Annotated in this window: 22 protein-coding genes; all 22 read right to left on the reverse strand. The window is 62.5% G+C overall.

Features of this window, described 5'->3' with window-relative positions; genetic code table 11:
- Position 1: 1 nt before the first annotated feature.
- Positions 2 to 364 (reverse strand): 50S ribosomal protein L18, encoded by a 363-nt coding sequence (gene rplR, locus ACFQX9_RS07000; protein ID WP_007603036.1) that lies wholly within the window; start codon positions 362 to 364, stop codon positions 2 to 4.
- Positions 365 to 375: 11 nt separating this feature from the next.
- Positions 376 to 909, reverse strand: coding sequence for a 50S ribosomal protein L6 (gene rplF, locus ACFQX9_RS07005; protein WP_007603035.1), 534 nt, complete (start codon positions 907 to 909; stop codon positions 376 to 378).
- A gap of 16 nt (positions 910 to 925) precedes the next feature.
- Positions 926 to 1,324: a 30S ribosomal protein S8 gene (gene rpsH, locus ACFQX9_RS07010; RefSeq protein ID WP_007603034.1), complete on the reverse strand. Its 399-nt coding sequence runs from the start codon at positions 1,322 to 1,324 to the stop codon at positions 926 to 928.
- Positions 1,325 to 1,338: 14 nt separating this feature from the next.
- Complete coding sequence (rpsN, locus tag ACFQX9_RS07015; protein WP_007611604.1) at positions 1,339 to 1,644, reverse strand: 30S ribosomal protein S14; 306 nt, start codon at positions 1,642 to 1,644, stop codon at positions 1,339 to 1,341.
- A gap of 46 nt (positions 1,645 to 1,690) precedes the next feature.
- Positions 1,691 to 2,248 (reverse strand): 50S ribosomal protein L5, encoded by a 558-nt coding sequence (rplE, locus tag ACFQX9_RS07020; protein WP_007603032.1) that lies wholly within the window; start codon positions 2,246 to 2,248, stop codon positions 1,691 to 1,693.
- Positions 2,241 to 2,555 (reverse strand): 50S ribosomal protein L24, encoded by a 315-nt coding sequence (rplX, locus tag ACFQX9_RS07025; protein ID WP_007603031.1) that lies wholly within the window; start codon positions 2,553 to 2,555, stop codon positions 2,241 to 2,243. The genes rplE and rplX overlap by 8 nt, the downstream gene beginning before the upstream one ends.
- Positions 2,555 to 2,923, reverse strand: coding sequence for a 50S ribosomal protein L14 (rplN, locus tag ACFQX9_RS07030; RefSeq protein ID WP_007603030.1), 369 nt, complete (start codon positions 2,921 to 2,923; stop codon positions 2,555 to 2,557). The genes rplX and rplN overlap by 1 nt, the downstream gene beginning before the upstream one ends.
- A gap of 83 nt (positions 2,924 to 3,006) precedes the next feature.
- Positions 3,007 to 3,255, reverse strand: coding sequence for a 30S ribosomal protein S17 (rpsQ, locus tag ACFQX9_RS07035; protein WP_007603028.1), 249 nt, complete (start codon positions 3,253 to 3,255; stop codon positions 3,007 to 3,009).
- Positions 3,256 to 3,268: 13 nt separating this feature from the next.
- On the reverse strand, positions 3,269 to 3,475 hold the full coding sequence (gene rpmC, locus ACFQX9_RS07040; protein WP_007603026.1) for a 50S ribosomal protein L29: 207 nt from the start codon (positions 3,473 to 3,475) through the stop codon (positions 3,269 to 3,271).
- A 5-nt stretch (positions 3,476 to 3,480) separates the two neighbouring features.
- On the reverse strand, positions 3,481 to 3,894 hold the full coding sequence (gene rplP, locus ACFQX9_RS07045; RefSeq protein ID WP_007603024.1) for a 50S ribosomal protein L16: 414 nt from the start codon (positions 3,892 to 3,894) through the stop codon (positions 3,481 to 3,483).
- 32 nt (positions 3,895 to 3,926) lie between these two features.
- Positions 3,927 to 4,652, reverse strand: a complete 726-nt coding sequence (gene rpsC / locus ACFQX9_RS07050) for a 30S ribosomal protein S3 (protein ID WP_007603023.1) — start codon at positions 4,650 to 4,652, stop codon at positions 3,927 to 3,929.
- An 18-nt stretch (positions 4,653 to 4,670) separates the two neighbouring features.
- Complete coding sequence (rplV, locus tag ACFQX9_RS07055; protein WP_007603022.1) at positions 4,671 to 5,057, reverse strand: 50S ribosomal protein L22; 387 nt, start codon at positions 5,055 to 5,057, stop codon at positions 4,671 to 4,673.
- A 10-nt stretch (positions 5,058 to 5,067) separates the two neighbouring features.
- Entirely contained in the window at positions 5,068 to 5,346 is a 279-nt protein-coding gene (rpsS, locus tag ACFQX9_RS07060) for a 30S ribosomal protein S19 (protein WP_007603021.1), read from the reverse strand.
- A gap of 12 nt (positions 5,347 to 5,358) precedes the next feature.
- Positions 5,359 to 6,192 carry a 50S ribosomal protein L2 gene (gene rplB, locus ACFQX9_RS07065; protein ID WP_007611609.1) on the reverse strand — a complete coding sequence of 278 codons (834 nt, stop codon included), beginning with the start codon at positions 6,190 to 6,192 and terminating at the stop codon, positions 5,359 to 5,361.
- Positions 6,193 to 6,204: 12 nt separating this feature from the next.
- Complete coding sequence (locus ACFQX9_RS07070; RefSeq protein WP_007603019.1) at positions 6,205 to 6,507, reverse strand: 50S ribosomal protein L23; 303 nt, start codon at positions 6,505 to 6,507, stop codon at positions 6,205 to 6,207.
- Positions 6,504 to 7,124, reverse strand: a complete 621-nt coding sequence (gene rplD / locus ACFQX9_RS07075) for a 50S ribosomal protein L4 (protein ID WP_007603018.1) — start codon at positions 7,122 to 7,124, stop codon at positions 6,504 to 6,506. Before rplD ends, ACFQX9_RS07070 begins: the two co-directional genes overlap by 4 nt.
- A 1-nt stretch (position 7,125) precedes the next feature.
- Complete coding sequence (rplC, locus tag ACFQX9_RS07080; protein WP_007603016.1) at positions 7,126 to 7,839, reverse strand: 50S ribosomal protein L3; 714 nt, start codon at positions 7,837 to 7,839, stop codon at positions 7,126 to 7,128.
- A 53-nt stretch (positions 7,840 to 7,892) separates the two neighbouring features.
- Positions 7,893 to 8,201 carry a 30S ribosomal protein S10 gene (gene rpsJ, locus ACFQX9_RS07085; protein WP_002712302.1) on the reverse strand — a complete coding sequence of 103 codons (309 nt, stop codon included), beginning with the start codon at positions 8,199 to 8,201 and terminating at the stop codon, positions 7,893 to 7,895.
- Between the two features lie 82 nt (positions 8,202 to 8,283).
- Positions 8,284 to 9,474 (reverse strand): elongation factor Tu, encoded by a 1,191-nt coding sequence (gene tuf, locus ACFQX9_RS07090; RefSeq protein WP_018456453.1) that lies wholly within the window; start codon positions 9,472 to 9,474, stop codon positions 8,284 to 8,286.
- Positions 9,475 to 9,514: 40 nt separating this feature from the next.
- Entirely contained in the window at positions 9,515 to 11,587 is a 2,073-nt protein-coding gene (gene fusA / locus ACFQX9_RS07095; protein ID WP_026233180.1) for an elongation factor G, read from the reverse strand.
- Positions 11,588 to 11,617: 30 nt separating this feature from the next.
- Positions 11,618 to 12,088, reverse strand: coding sequence for a 30S ribosomal protein S7 (gene rpsG, locus ACFQX9_RS07100; protein ID WP_007603009.1), 471 nt, complete (start codon positions 12,086 to 12,088; stop codon positions 11,618 to 11,620).
- Between the two features lie 15 nt (positions 12,089 to 12,103).
- The gene (gene rpsL / locus ACFQX9_RS07105) at positions 12,104 to 12,475 is read right to left on the reverse strand and encodes a 30S ribosomal protein S12 (RefSeq protein WP_007603006.1); all 372 of its coding nucleotides are present in this window, start codon (positions 12,473 to 12,475) and stop codon (positions 12,104 to 12,106) included.
- Positions 12,476 to 12,728 lie beyond the last annotated feature (253 nt).

Here is a 12,728-nt window from a genome sequence, read left to right on the forward strand (position 1 = left end):
GTTAGAAGCTCAGCCCGCTTTCACGCGCCGCGTCGGCAAGAGCCTTGACGCGCCCGTGATAGAGATAGCTGCCGCGATCGAACACGACTTCCTTGACACCCTTCTCGGCGGCGCGCTCGGCCAGCAGCTTGCCGACCGCCTTCGCCGCATCGATGTCGGCGCCGGTCTTGCCGCCATCGCGCATCGACTTCTCGAGCGACGAGGCAGAGGCCAGCGTCTCGCCCTTCAGGTCGTCGATGACCTGGGCGTAGATGTGCTTGGACGAGCGGAACACCGACAGGCGCGGACGGCCGCCACCCGAGCGGCGCAGCTTCAGTCGTACACTGCGCTTGCGCCGGGCATTCGTAACCTTGGCTTTCGACATGACCGGCTCCGTTACTTCTTCTTGCCTTCCTTGCGGAAGATGAATTCGCCAACATACTTCACGCCCTTGCCCTTGTAGGGCTCCGGCGGACGATAGGAGCGAATCTCGGCGGCGACCTGGCCGACGCGCTGAATGTCGCTGCCGGTCACCGTGATCTCGGTCGGCTTCGGCACGGTGATCGTGATCCCCTCCGGGATCGCGTAGACCACATCGTGGCTGTAGCCGAGCGCGAGCTGCAGGTTCTTGCCCTGCAGCGCGGCGCGGTAACCGACGCCGGTGATTTCGAGCTTCTTCTCGAAACCCTTGGTGACACCCTCGACCAGATTCGCGACCTGGGCGCGAGCGGTCCCGTACAGGGCCCGCGCGCGGTTGGTCTCGACCCGCGGGTTCACCTTGACCTGGCCGTTGTCGAGCTTCACCTCGACGTCGTTATGGACGACGAACTGAAGCTGGCCCTTCGGCCCCTTCATCTTGACGGTCTGCCCGTCGACGGTCGCGGTCACACCCGACGGCACCGCTACCGGTCTTTTGCCAACACGTGACATGGATCAAAAATCCTTCTCAGAACACCGTGAAGAGAACTTCGCCGCCCACGTTCGCTTCACGCGCACTGTGGTCAGCCATGATTCCCTTCGGCGTCGACAACACCGAAATGCCGAGTCCGTTATTGACCCGCGGCAGGTTCTTCACCGAGGCGTACACGCGACGTCCGGGCTTGGAGACACGCTCGATCTCACGGATAACGGGCTCGCCGTCGAAATACTTCAGCTCGATCTCGATCTCGCTGCGGCCCGAGGAATGCTCGAGCGTCGCGTAACCGCGGATGTAGCCTTCGCTCTTCAGCACCTCGAGCACGTTCTCGCGCATCTTCGAGCCAGGCGTGGAGACCTTGTTCTTGGAACGCATCTGCGCGTTACGGATGCGGGTGATCAGATCGCTGATTGGATCGTGCGTAGACATCTAAACGACCCTCCTTACCAGCTGGACTTCACGAGGCCCGGGACCATGCCCTTGGAGCCAAGGTCCCGCATTGCGATGCGGGACAGTTTGGTCAAGCGATAGTTCGAGCGCGAACGGCCCGACAGCTCGCAACGCAGACGGATGCGGGTCGCCGACGAGTTGCGCGGCATTTCCGCCAGCTTCAGGGTCGCAGCGAACCGCTCCTCCATCGGCAACGTCTTGTCGGCGATGATCGCCTTCAACCGCTCGCGCTTCGGGGCGGCGTTCTTCGTCATCCGCTTGCGCCGGTTGTTCTTCTCGATTGAACTCTTCTTTGCCATGCTTGGCTCCTGGGTATCCGCGTTTGAGAGGCTTTAGGTCAGCGTCTCACTGCCGGAACGGGAAATTGAATGCGGTCAACAAGGCCCTCGCCTCGTCGTCGGTCTTGGCCGTGGTGCAGACGGTGATGTCCATACCGCGGGATTCCGTGACCTTGTCGAAGTCGATCTCGGGGAAAATGATGTGTTCCTTGAGGCCGAGCGAGTAGTTGCCGCGGCCATCGAAGCTCTTCGGGTTCAAGCCGCGGAAGTCGCGGACGCGGGGCAGCGCGACCGTCACCAGACGATCGATGAACTCGTACATACGGGCCTTGCGCAGCGTGACCTTGCAGCCGATCGGCTGGTTCTCACGCAACTTGAAGGTCGCGATCGCGATCCGCGAATAGGTCACGATCGCCTTCTGGCCGGCGATCTGGGTCAATTCCGCAGCGGCGTTCTCGGCCTTCTTGCGGTCGTTGACGGAATCGCCAACGCCCATGTTCAGCACGACCTTGTCCAGGCGCGGAACCTGCATGACGTTCTCATAACCGAACTTCTCGGTCATTTCCGTCCGGATCTTCGCGTCGTATTCCGCGCGCAGGCGCGGTGTGTAAGCGGCCTCAGCCATCGATCTCAGCTCCCGAGCTCTTGGCGATGCGGACCTTCTTGCCGTCCGCCAGAATCTTGAATCCGACGCGGGTCGGCTTCCCGTCCTTGCCGACATACGCGATGTTGGACAGTTGGATCGGCGACTCTTTCGAGATGATGCCGCCCTCCTGGGCCTGCGTCTGCTTCTGGTGACGCTTGACCATGTTGATGCCGCGCACCAGCGCCGTACCGGCGTCGGGACGCACTTCGAACACCTCGCCGGTGCGGCCCTTGTCGCGGCCGGTCAGCACGACGACCTTGTCGCCCTTGCGGATCTTCGCAGCCATCACAGCACCTCCGGCGCGAGCGAGATGATCTTCATGTGGTTCTTGGCGCGCAGCTCGCGCGGCACGGGCCCGAAGATACGGGTACCGACCGGCTCGGACTGATTGTTGATCAGAACGGCGGCGTTGCGGTCGAAGCGGATGACCGAACCGTCGGCGCGGCGAATGTCCTTGCGGACGCGCACCACGACGGCCTTCATCACGTCGCCCTTCTTCACCTTGCCGCGCGGAATAGCTTCCTTGATCGAGACAACGATGATGTCGCCGATCGTGGCGTAGCGGCGCTTGGAGCCCCCGAGCACCTTGATACACATGACACGGCGTGCGCCAGAATTATCGGCCACGTCGAGGTTGGTCTGCATCTGAATCATTGATGCACCTCGTCCTCTTCTCTTTGCGCCAGCCCAGCCGGCGCTCAACATTAACCTGAAGTCAGTCGGCTAAAGCCAACAGATCAGGCGCTTTTCTTGTGTTCGCCCCGGATCACGACCCAGCGCTTCAACTTCGAAATCGGCTTCGATTCCTCGATCCACACCATGTCGCCCGGCTTGAACTCGTTGCTCTCGTCGTGCGCGTGGTAGTTCTTCGAACGGCGGATCGTCTTCTTGTAGATCGGGTGCGTAAAGCGGCGATCGACGCGCACCACGATGGTCTTGGCTTGCTTGTCGCTGACGACCACGCCCTGCAAAGTACGTTTCGGCATCTTCGTAAGCCTCTTACTTCTTCTTCGCGCGCGTCTGCGCGGCGACGGTCTTGATCCGGGCGATGTCACGGCGGGCTTCGCGCAGGCGCGAGGTGTTCTCGAGCTGCCCGGTGGCGCGCTGGAAGCGCAGGTTGAAGCGCTCCTTCTTCAGGTTCAGGATGGCGTCGTCCTGCTGATCGGGGCTCAACGCGCGGATGTCTTCGATTTTCATCTGGGCCATGGCCATTACTCCGCAATGCGCTCGACGAAGCGCGTCTTGATCGGCAGCTTGGCTGCCGCCAGGGTCAGCGCTTCACGCGCCGTCTGGGTGTTGACGCCGTCGATCTCGAACAGCACCCGGCCCGGCTTGACGCGCGCGACCCACAATTCCGGCGCGCCCTTGCCGGAACCCATGCGGACTTCGGCAGGCTTCTTCGACACGGGAACGTCGGGGAATATGCGGATCCAGACGCGGCCGGCGCGCTTCATGTGGCGGGTCAGCGCGCGGCGAGCGGCTTCGATCTGGCGCGCGGTGACGCGCTCAGGCTCAGTCGCCTTCAGACCGAACTGGCCGAACGCCAACGTCGCGCCCGAAGACGCAACGCCGTGGATACGGCCCTTATGCGCCTTCCGGAACTTCGTTTTCTTAGGTTGCATCATGGCTTCAAGCCCTCAAATTCTCTGTGCTGGCGTCAGGCTGCAGCGTTGTCCCGGCGCTGCCGGCCGCCGCGATCGCCGCCGCCACCAGTCTCACCTTCGGCCATTCTCTTGTCCTGGGCCATCGGATCGTGCTCGAGGATCTCGCCCTTGAAGATCCAGACCTTGACACCGCAGGTGCCGAAGGTCGTGAACGCGGTCGCAACCCCGTAGTCGATGTCTGCGCGCAGCGTGTGCAGCGGCACGCGACCTTCGCGGTACCACTCCATGCGCGCGATTTCCGCGCCGCCCAGACGTCCCGAGCAGTTGATGCGGATGCCTTCCGCACCGAGACGCATCGCTGACTGCACGGCGCGCTTCATGGCGCGGCGGAACGCCACGCGGCGCTCCAGCTGCTGCGCGATCGACTCGGCCACCAGCGTCGCATCGAGCTCCGGCTTGCGGATTTCGACGATGTTGATGACCACGTCGGACGCCGTGATGTCCGCGACCTTCTTGCGCAGCTTGTCGATGTCGGCGCCCTTCTTGCCGATCACCACGCCCGGACGAGCCGAGTGGATGGTGACGCGGCACTTCTTGTGCGGACGCTCGATCACGATGCGGGCAACGGCTGCCTGCTTGAGCTCCTTGTGCAGGATCTCACGAATCTTGACGTCCTCGTGCAGCAGCTTGCCGTATTCCTGCTTGCCGGCGTACCAGCGGGAATCCCAGGTCCGGTTGATGCCGAGACGCAGACCGATCGGATTGATCTTTTGACCCATCGTGTTCTCCTGCGTCCCTTAAGCCGCTGCTGCGGCTTCGACCTGACGAACGATGATCGTCAGCTGTGAAAATGGTTTGTAGACACGGCCCGAACGGCCACGGCCGCGGGCGGCAAAGCGCTTCATCACGAGGCCGTTGCCGACGAAGGCCTGCGCCACGACGAGATCGTCGACGTCGAGGTCGTGGTTGTTCTCGGCGTTGGCAATAGCCGATTCCAGGCACTTCTTCACGTCAACCGCGATCCGCTTGCGCGAAAACTGCAGGTCGGCGAGCGCAGCAGCCGCCTTCCGGCCGCGAATGAGCTGGGCGACCAGGTTGAGCTTCTGCGGGCTCACCCGCAGCATCCGGGCGACCGCCTTGGCCTCGTTCTCGGCGAGGCTCCGTTCGCGCTTAGGTTTGCTCATCGTTTAATCCTCAAGCCTTCTTGGCTTTCTTGTCCCCGGAGTGGCCATGGAAGGTGCGGGTCGGCGAGAACTCGCCGAACTTGTGACCGACCATTTCCTCGTTGACGGCCACCGGCACGTGCTTCTGACCGTTGTAGACGCCGAAGGTCAGGCCGACGAATTGCGGCAGGATCGTCGAGCGACGGCTCCAGATCTTGATGACGTCGTGACGGCCGGACGAGCGCGCGGCATCTGCCTTCTTGAGCAGAGAACCCTCGACGAACGGGCCTTTCCAGACTGAACGAACCATGTCCGGCGTTCCTTACTTCTTCCGCTTGTGGCGGCTTAGGAGAATGAATTTGTTGGTCGACTTGTTGGAGCGGGTCTTCTTGCCCTTGGTCGGCTTGCCCCACGGAGTCACCGGGTGGCGGCCGCCCGAGGTACGACCTTCACCACCGCCGTGCGGATGGTCGATCGGGTTCATCGAAACGCCGCGGTTGTGCGGCTTGCGGCCCAGCCAACGGTTGCGGCCGGCCTTGCCGATCGACGTGTTCATGTGATCCGGGTTCGACACCGCGCCGATCGTGCCGCGGCAACGGCCGTGCACCAGGCGCTGTTCGCCCGAGTTCAGGCGGATGATCACGTAGTCCTGGTCGCGACCGACGAGCTGGGCATAGGTGCCCGCGGAACGGGCGAGCTGGCCGCCCTTCCCGATCTTGACCTCGATGTTGTGGATGATCGTGCCGACCGGCATGTTGCCGAGCGGCATGACATTGCCCGGCTTCACGTCGACATAGTTGCCGGCGACGACGGAATCACCGACGGCCAAACGCTGCGGCGCCAGGATATAGGCCTGGGTGCCGTCTTCGTACTTGACCAACGCGATGAATGCGGTGCGGTTCGGATCGTACTCCAGCCGCTCGACCGTCGCGGGCGCATCGACCTTGTCGCGCTTGAAATCGACGGTACGCAACGTTCGCTTATGACCACCGCCGCGGAAGCGCACGGTGATGCGACCGGTGTTGTTACGGCCGCCGGAGGAGTGCTTGCCTTCGGTGAGCGCCTTGACCGGCTTGCCCTTGTAGAGGGCCGAACGATCGACCATGACCAGCTGGCGCTGGCCCGGCGTCGTGGGATTGAATGTCTTCAGTGCCATCGTCGTACGACCTTACAGACCGGTGGTCACGTCGATCCGGTGACCCTCTTCGAGAGTCACGATCGCGCGCTTGGAGTTCGACTGCGAGCCGAGATTGCCGCGGAAGATCTTGGTCTTGCCCTTGCGGACCAGCGTGTTGACACTCTTGACCTTGACGTCGAACAGCTTCTCGATCGCTTCCTTGATCTGCGGCTTGGTCGCCTTCGCGGCCACCTTGAACAGCACCTTGTTGTGCTCCGAGGCGATCGTGGCCTTTTCGGTCACGACCGGCGACAGGATCACGTCGTAGTGGCGAGGCTCGATGTTCTTCGTCATTTGAAGCGCGCCTCCAGCGCATCGATGGCGGCCTTGGTCAGAACAAGCTTCCGACGGCGCAGGATGTCATAGACGTTGATGCCCTGGATCGGCAGCACGTCCATGTTCGGGATGTTGCGGGCCGCAGCGGCGAAGCCGTTGTTGAGCTCGGCGCCGTCGATGATCAGCGCGTTGGTCAAACCCAGACCGGAGAAATGACCGAGCAGCGCCTTGGTCTTGGCAGCTTCCAGCGCGGCCTTGTCGATCACGATGAGATCGCCGTCCTTGGCCTTGGCCGAGAGCGCATGCTTGAGGGCGAGCGCACGGACCTTCTTCGGCAGGTCGGTGGCGTGCGAACGCACCACCGGACCGAAGGCACGGCCACCGCCGCGGAACTGCGGCACCCGGGCCGAGCCGTGACGAGCACCACCGGTACCCTTCTGCTTGTACATCTTCTTGCCGGTGCGCCAGATCTCGGCGCGGCCCTTGGCCTTGTGCGTACCGGCCTGGCGCTTGTTGAGTTGCCACTGCACGCAACGTGCAATGATGTCCTGGCGCGGCTCGAGGCCGAAAATGGTGTCGGAAAGCTGGACCGAGCCGGCTTCCTTACCTTCGAGGGTCGTGACCTTCAATTCCATCTCACGCCTCCTGCGCAGCCGGAGCAGCGTCCGCTTCGCCAGCAACCTTGAACTTGCCGGGCTTCGGAGCTTCCTTAGGCAGCGGCTTCTTGACGGCGTCGCGCACGCGGATCCAGCCGCCCTTGGAGCCGGGAACGGCGCCTTCGACGAGGATCAGACCGCGTTCGACATCGAGCTGGACGACCCGAAGGTTGAGCGTGGTGATGCGGTCGACGCCCATGTGACCGGGCATCTTCTTGTTCTTCCAGGTCTTGCCCGGGTCCTGACGGCCACCGGTCGAACCGATCGAACGGTGCGAGACCGAGACGCCGTGAGTGGCGCGCAGACCGCCGAAGTTCCAGCGCTTCATACCGCCGGCAAAACCCTTACCGACCGAAGTACCGGTGACGTCGACGAACTGACCGACGACAAAGTGGTCGGCCAGGATCTCTGCACCGACGGGGATCATCTGATCCGCGGAGACGCGGAATTCCTCGACCTGCCGCTTCGGCTCGACCTTGGCGACCGCGAACTGGCCGCGCTCCGCCTTGGGCATGTACACGGTCTTGCGGCTGCCAGAACCAAGCTGGAGCGCGACATAACCGTTTTTCTCTTCGGTGCGGTGGCCTACGACCTGGCAATTGCCGAGCTTCAGCACGGTCACGGGGATATGTTCGCCGGCCTCTGTAAAGACCCGCGTCATCCCGACCTTTTGTGCGATCACTCCGGAGCGCATCGGCGTGCTTCCTGTTCTTTCTGTCCGCTAGTGGCGAACGTGATCCAAAAATCTTAGAGCTTGATCTCGACGTCGACACCGGCGGCCAAGTCGAGCTTCATCAAAGCATCGACGGTCTGCGGGGTCGGATCGACGATGTCGAGCAGGCGCTTGTGAGTGCGCATCTCGAACTGCTCGCGGCTCTTCTTGTCGACGTGCGGCGAACGGTTGACGGTGAACTTCTCGATGCGGGTGGGCAGCGGAATGGGTCCGCGGACCTGCGCGCCGGTGCGCTTCGCCGTGTTCACGATCTCGCGGGTCGACGTATCGAGGATACGATGGTCGAACGCCTTGAGACGGATGCGAATGTTTTGGCCGTTCATTGCCGTGGTCTTTCTTCAATGGGGTGGCGAATAGCGAATAGCGAATGTCACATTCGCTATTCGCCGATCCCTATTCTCGTAATTACTCGATGATCGAGGCGACGACGCCGGCGCCGACGGTGCGGCCACCTTCGCGGATCGCGAAGCGGAGCTTCTCTTCCATCGCGATCGGCACGATCAGGTGCACTTCCATCGCGATGTTGTCGCCCGGCATCACCATCTCGGTGCCTTCCGGCAGATGCACGACACCGGTCACGTCGGTGGTGCGGAAGTAGAACTGCGGACGGTAGTTGGTGAAGAAGGGAGTGTGGCGGCCGCCCTCTTCCTTGGTGAGGATGTAGGCCTCAGCCTTGAACTTGGTGTGCGGCTTGACCGAACCCGGCTTGCACAGCACCTGGCCGCGCTCGACGTCCTCGCGCTTGGTACCGCGAAGCAGCGCACCGATGTTGTCGCCGGCCTGGCCTTGATCGAGCAGCTTGCGGAACATTTCGACACCGGTGACCGTGGTCTTCTGCGTGGCGCGCAGACCGACGATCTCGATTTCCTCGCCGACCTTGACGATACCGCGCTCGACACGGCCGGTCACGACGGTGCCGCGGCCCGAGATCGAGAACACGTCTTCAACCGGCATCAGGAACGGCAGATCGACCGGACGCTCCGGCTGCGGAATGTAAGCGTCGACCTGCTTCATCAGCTCGAGGATGGCGTCATGGCCGAGCGTCTTATCGGAATCTTCGAGGGCGGCAAGCGCCGAGCCCTTGATGATCGGGATGGTGTCGCCCGGGAATTCGTACTTCGAGAGCAGCTCGCGGACCTCGAGCTCGACGAGCTCGAGCAGTTCCGGATCGTCGACCATGTCGCACTTGTTGAGGAACACGACGAGCGCGGGAACGCCGACCTGGCGGGCGAGCAGGATGTGCTCGCGGGTCTGCGGCATCGGACCGTCGGCGGCCGACACGACCAGGATCGCACCGTCCATCTGGGCGGCGCCGGTGATCATGTTCTTCACGTAGTCGGCGTGGCCGGGGCAGTCGACGTGCGCGTAGTGGCGGTTCTTGGTCTCGTATTCGACGTGCGCCGTCGAGATCGTGATGCCGCGCGCCTTCTCTTCCGGCGCCTTGTCGATCTGGTCGTACGCGGTGAACGTCGCGCCGCCGGCTTCGGCGAGGACCTTGGTGATCGCCGCGGTCAGCGACGTCTTGCCATGGTCGACGTGACCGATGGTGCCGATGTTGCAGTGCGGCTTGTTACGTTCAAACTTTGCTTTGGCCATTTGACTCTCCGTTCAATCGTCAGTTCGAGACCGACGACAATCAGGCAAACTTCTTCTGGACTTCTGCCGACACGTTGGCCGGCGCTTCTGCGTAGTGGTCGAACTGCATGGTGAAGGTTGCGCGACCCTGGCTCATCGAGCGCAGGTTATTCACGTAACCGAACATGTTCATGAGCGGCACCATCGCGTTGATGACGTTGGCGTTGCCGCGCATGTCCTGACCCTGGATCTGACCGCGCCGCGAATTCAGGTCGCCGATGACGGAGCCGGTGTAATCTTCCGGGGTCACCACTTCGACCTTCATGATCGGCTCGAGCAGGACGGACTTGCCCTTCTGCAAGGCTTCGCGGAATGCAGCACGCGATGCGATTTCGAAGGCGAGCGCCGACGAATCGACGTCGTGATACTTGCCGTCGACGAGCTGAACCTTGACGTCGACCACGGGGAAGCCCGCGACCACGCCGGAACTCAGCACGCTGTTGATGCCCTTCTCGACGCCGGGGATGTATTCCTTCGGCACTGCACCGCCGACGACCTTGGACTCGAACTCGTAGCCCTTGCCGGGCTCGTTCGGCTCCACGATGATCGACACTTCCGCGAACTGTCCGGTACCGCCGGTCTGCTTCTTGTGGGTGTACTTGACTTCGGACCTCTTGGTGACGCGCTCACGGAACGCCACCTGCGGCGCGCCGATGTTGGCATCGACCTTGTAGGTGCGGCGGAGAATGTCGACCTTGATGTCGAGATGGAGCTCGCCCATGCCCTTGAGGATGGTCTGGCCGGACTCCTGATCGGTCGACACGCGGAAGGACGGATCCTCCGCGGCGAGCTTCGCCAGCGCCACGCCCAGCTTTTCCTGGTCGGCCTTGGACTTGGGCTCGATCGCGATCTCGATGACGGGCTCGGGGAATTCCATCTTTTCGAGGATCACCGCCTTGTCGGGATCGCACAGCGTGTCACCGGTGCGCGCTTCCTTCAGGCCAGCCAGTGCGACGATGTCGCCGGCATAGGCTTCCTTGATGTCTTCGCGGTTGTTCGCATGCATCAGCAACATGCGGCCGATGCGCTCCTTGCGGTCGCGCGTCGAATTGATGACGCCGGTGCCCGACAGCAGCGTGCCGGAATAGATGCGGCAGAAGGTGATGGTGCCGACGAACGGGTCGTCCATGATCTTGAAGGCCAACAGAGCCAGCGGCTCCTTGTCGTCCGGCAGGCGAACGACCTCGTTGCCGTCTTCATCGACGCCCTTGATGGCGGGCACGTCAACCGGCGACGGCAGATAATCCACGACCGCGTCGAGCAGAGGCTGCACGCCCTTGTTCTTGAACGCCGAGCCGCACAATACCGGGAAGAACGCGCCAGTCAGCACGGCCTTGCGGATCAAGCGCTTCAACGTCGGCTCATCGGGCTCCTTGCCGTCGAGGTAAGCGGCGAGAACTTCGTCGTCGAGCTCGACGGCGGCTTCCAACAACTTCTCGCGATATTCCTTGGCCTTCTCGACCATGTCCTCGGGAATATCGATGTCCACGAACTTGGCGTCGAGCTTCTCTTCTTCCCAGACCACGCCCTTCATGCGAACGAGGTCGACCAGGCCCTTGAAGTTGTTCTCGGAGCCGATCGGAAGCTGGATCGCGATCGGCTTTGCGCCGAGGCGGTCGACGATGTCCTGCATGCACTTGTAGAAGTCAGCGCCGGTCTTATCCATCTTGTTGGCGAAGACGATGCGCGGAACTTTGTACTTGTCGCCCTGGCGCCAGACCGTCTCGGTCTGGGGCTCGACGCCCTGGTTCGAGTCGAGCACGCACACGGCGCCGTCGAGCACGCGCAGGCTGCGCTCGACTTCGATGGTGAAGTCGACGTGGCCGGGAGTGTCGATGATGTTGAGACGCTTGCCTTCCCAGAACGCGGTGGTCGCGGCCGACGTAATCGTAATGCCGCGCTCCTGCTCCTGCTCCATCCAGTCCATCGTCGCGGCACCTTCGTGCACTTCGCCGATTTTGTGGCTCTTGCCGGTGTAATAGAGGATGCGCTCGGTGGTCGTGGTCTTGCCGGCATCGATATGCGCCATGATACCGAAGTTGCGGTAATTCTCTATGGCATGAACGCGGGGCATGGAGTGTTCCTTAGATTCCGTGTGTCGCCGTTACCAGCGATAGTGCGAGAAGGCGCGGTTGGCTTCCGCCATCCGGTGCACGTCTTCGCGCTTCTTGACGGCGTTACCCCGGTTGTTCGACGCATCCAGGAGCTCCGCAGAGAGCCGCTCGGTCATCGTCTTCTCGTTGCGATCGCGCGCAGCCGAGATCAGCCAGCGAATGCCCAGCGCCTGACGGCGCACCGAGCGAACTTCGACCGGAACCTGATAGGTCGCGCCGCCGACGCGGCGGGAGCGCACTTCGATCGTCGGCATGACGTTCTCGAGTGCCTGCTCGAACACGCCGAGCGGGTTCTGCTTGGTCTTGCTTTCGATGAGGCCGAACGCGCCGTAGACGATGCCTTCGGCGACCGACTTCTTTCCGGCGTACATCACCGAATTCATGAACTTCGTGACGATGATATTCCCGAACTTCGGATCGGGAAGGACTTCGCGCTTTTCGGCAGAATGGCGACGAGACATGGACCTGGTTCCCGCTTACTTCGGACGCTTGGCGCCGTACTTCGAACGGCGCTGCTTACGGTTCTTGACGCCCTGGGTATCCAGAACGCCGCGGAGGATGTGGTAGCGCACGCCGGGCAAGTCCTTGACGCGACCGCCGCGGATCATGACCACCGAGTGCTCCTGGAGGTTATGGCCCTCACCGGGGATGTAGCCGATCACCTCGAAGCCGTTGGTCAGGCGCACCTTGGCAACCTTACGAAGCGCCGAGTTCGGCTTCTTCGGGGTCGTGGTGTAAACGCGCGTGCAAACACCGCGCTTCTGCGGCGACTGCTGCAGCGCCGGCACCTTCTTGCGCGACTTCTGCACTTCCCGCGGTTGAGCGATCAGCTGGTTGATCGTCGGCATCCTGGCATTACCCTTTGTGTTCTGCCGCGGCCCGTCACCGGGTCCGCAAATTCTTTCGAGCTACCCGCCCGACGAGGCCGCCTTCCGCGGAACAATCCGCACAAAGCGAAATCGCGCCAACCACCCATCAACGGGCGGAAAGCGCTTCGACGCCACAGAGGACCGCAGTAGTTGAACCGGTCAGCTTGAAGCTGCGGCCCGCGCACCGAGGTCATGCATCCGAATTCGATCTCGAGAGAACATGCTCAAGAGA

The organism is Bradyrhizobium sp. GCM10028915 (assembly GCF_042666195.1).
GTDB lineage: Bacteria > Pseudomonadota > Alphaproteobacteria > Rhizobiales > Xanthobacteraceae > Bradyrhizobium > Bradyrhizobium canariense_D.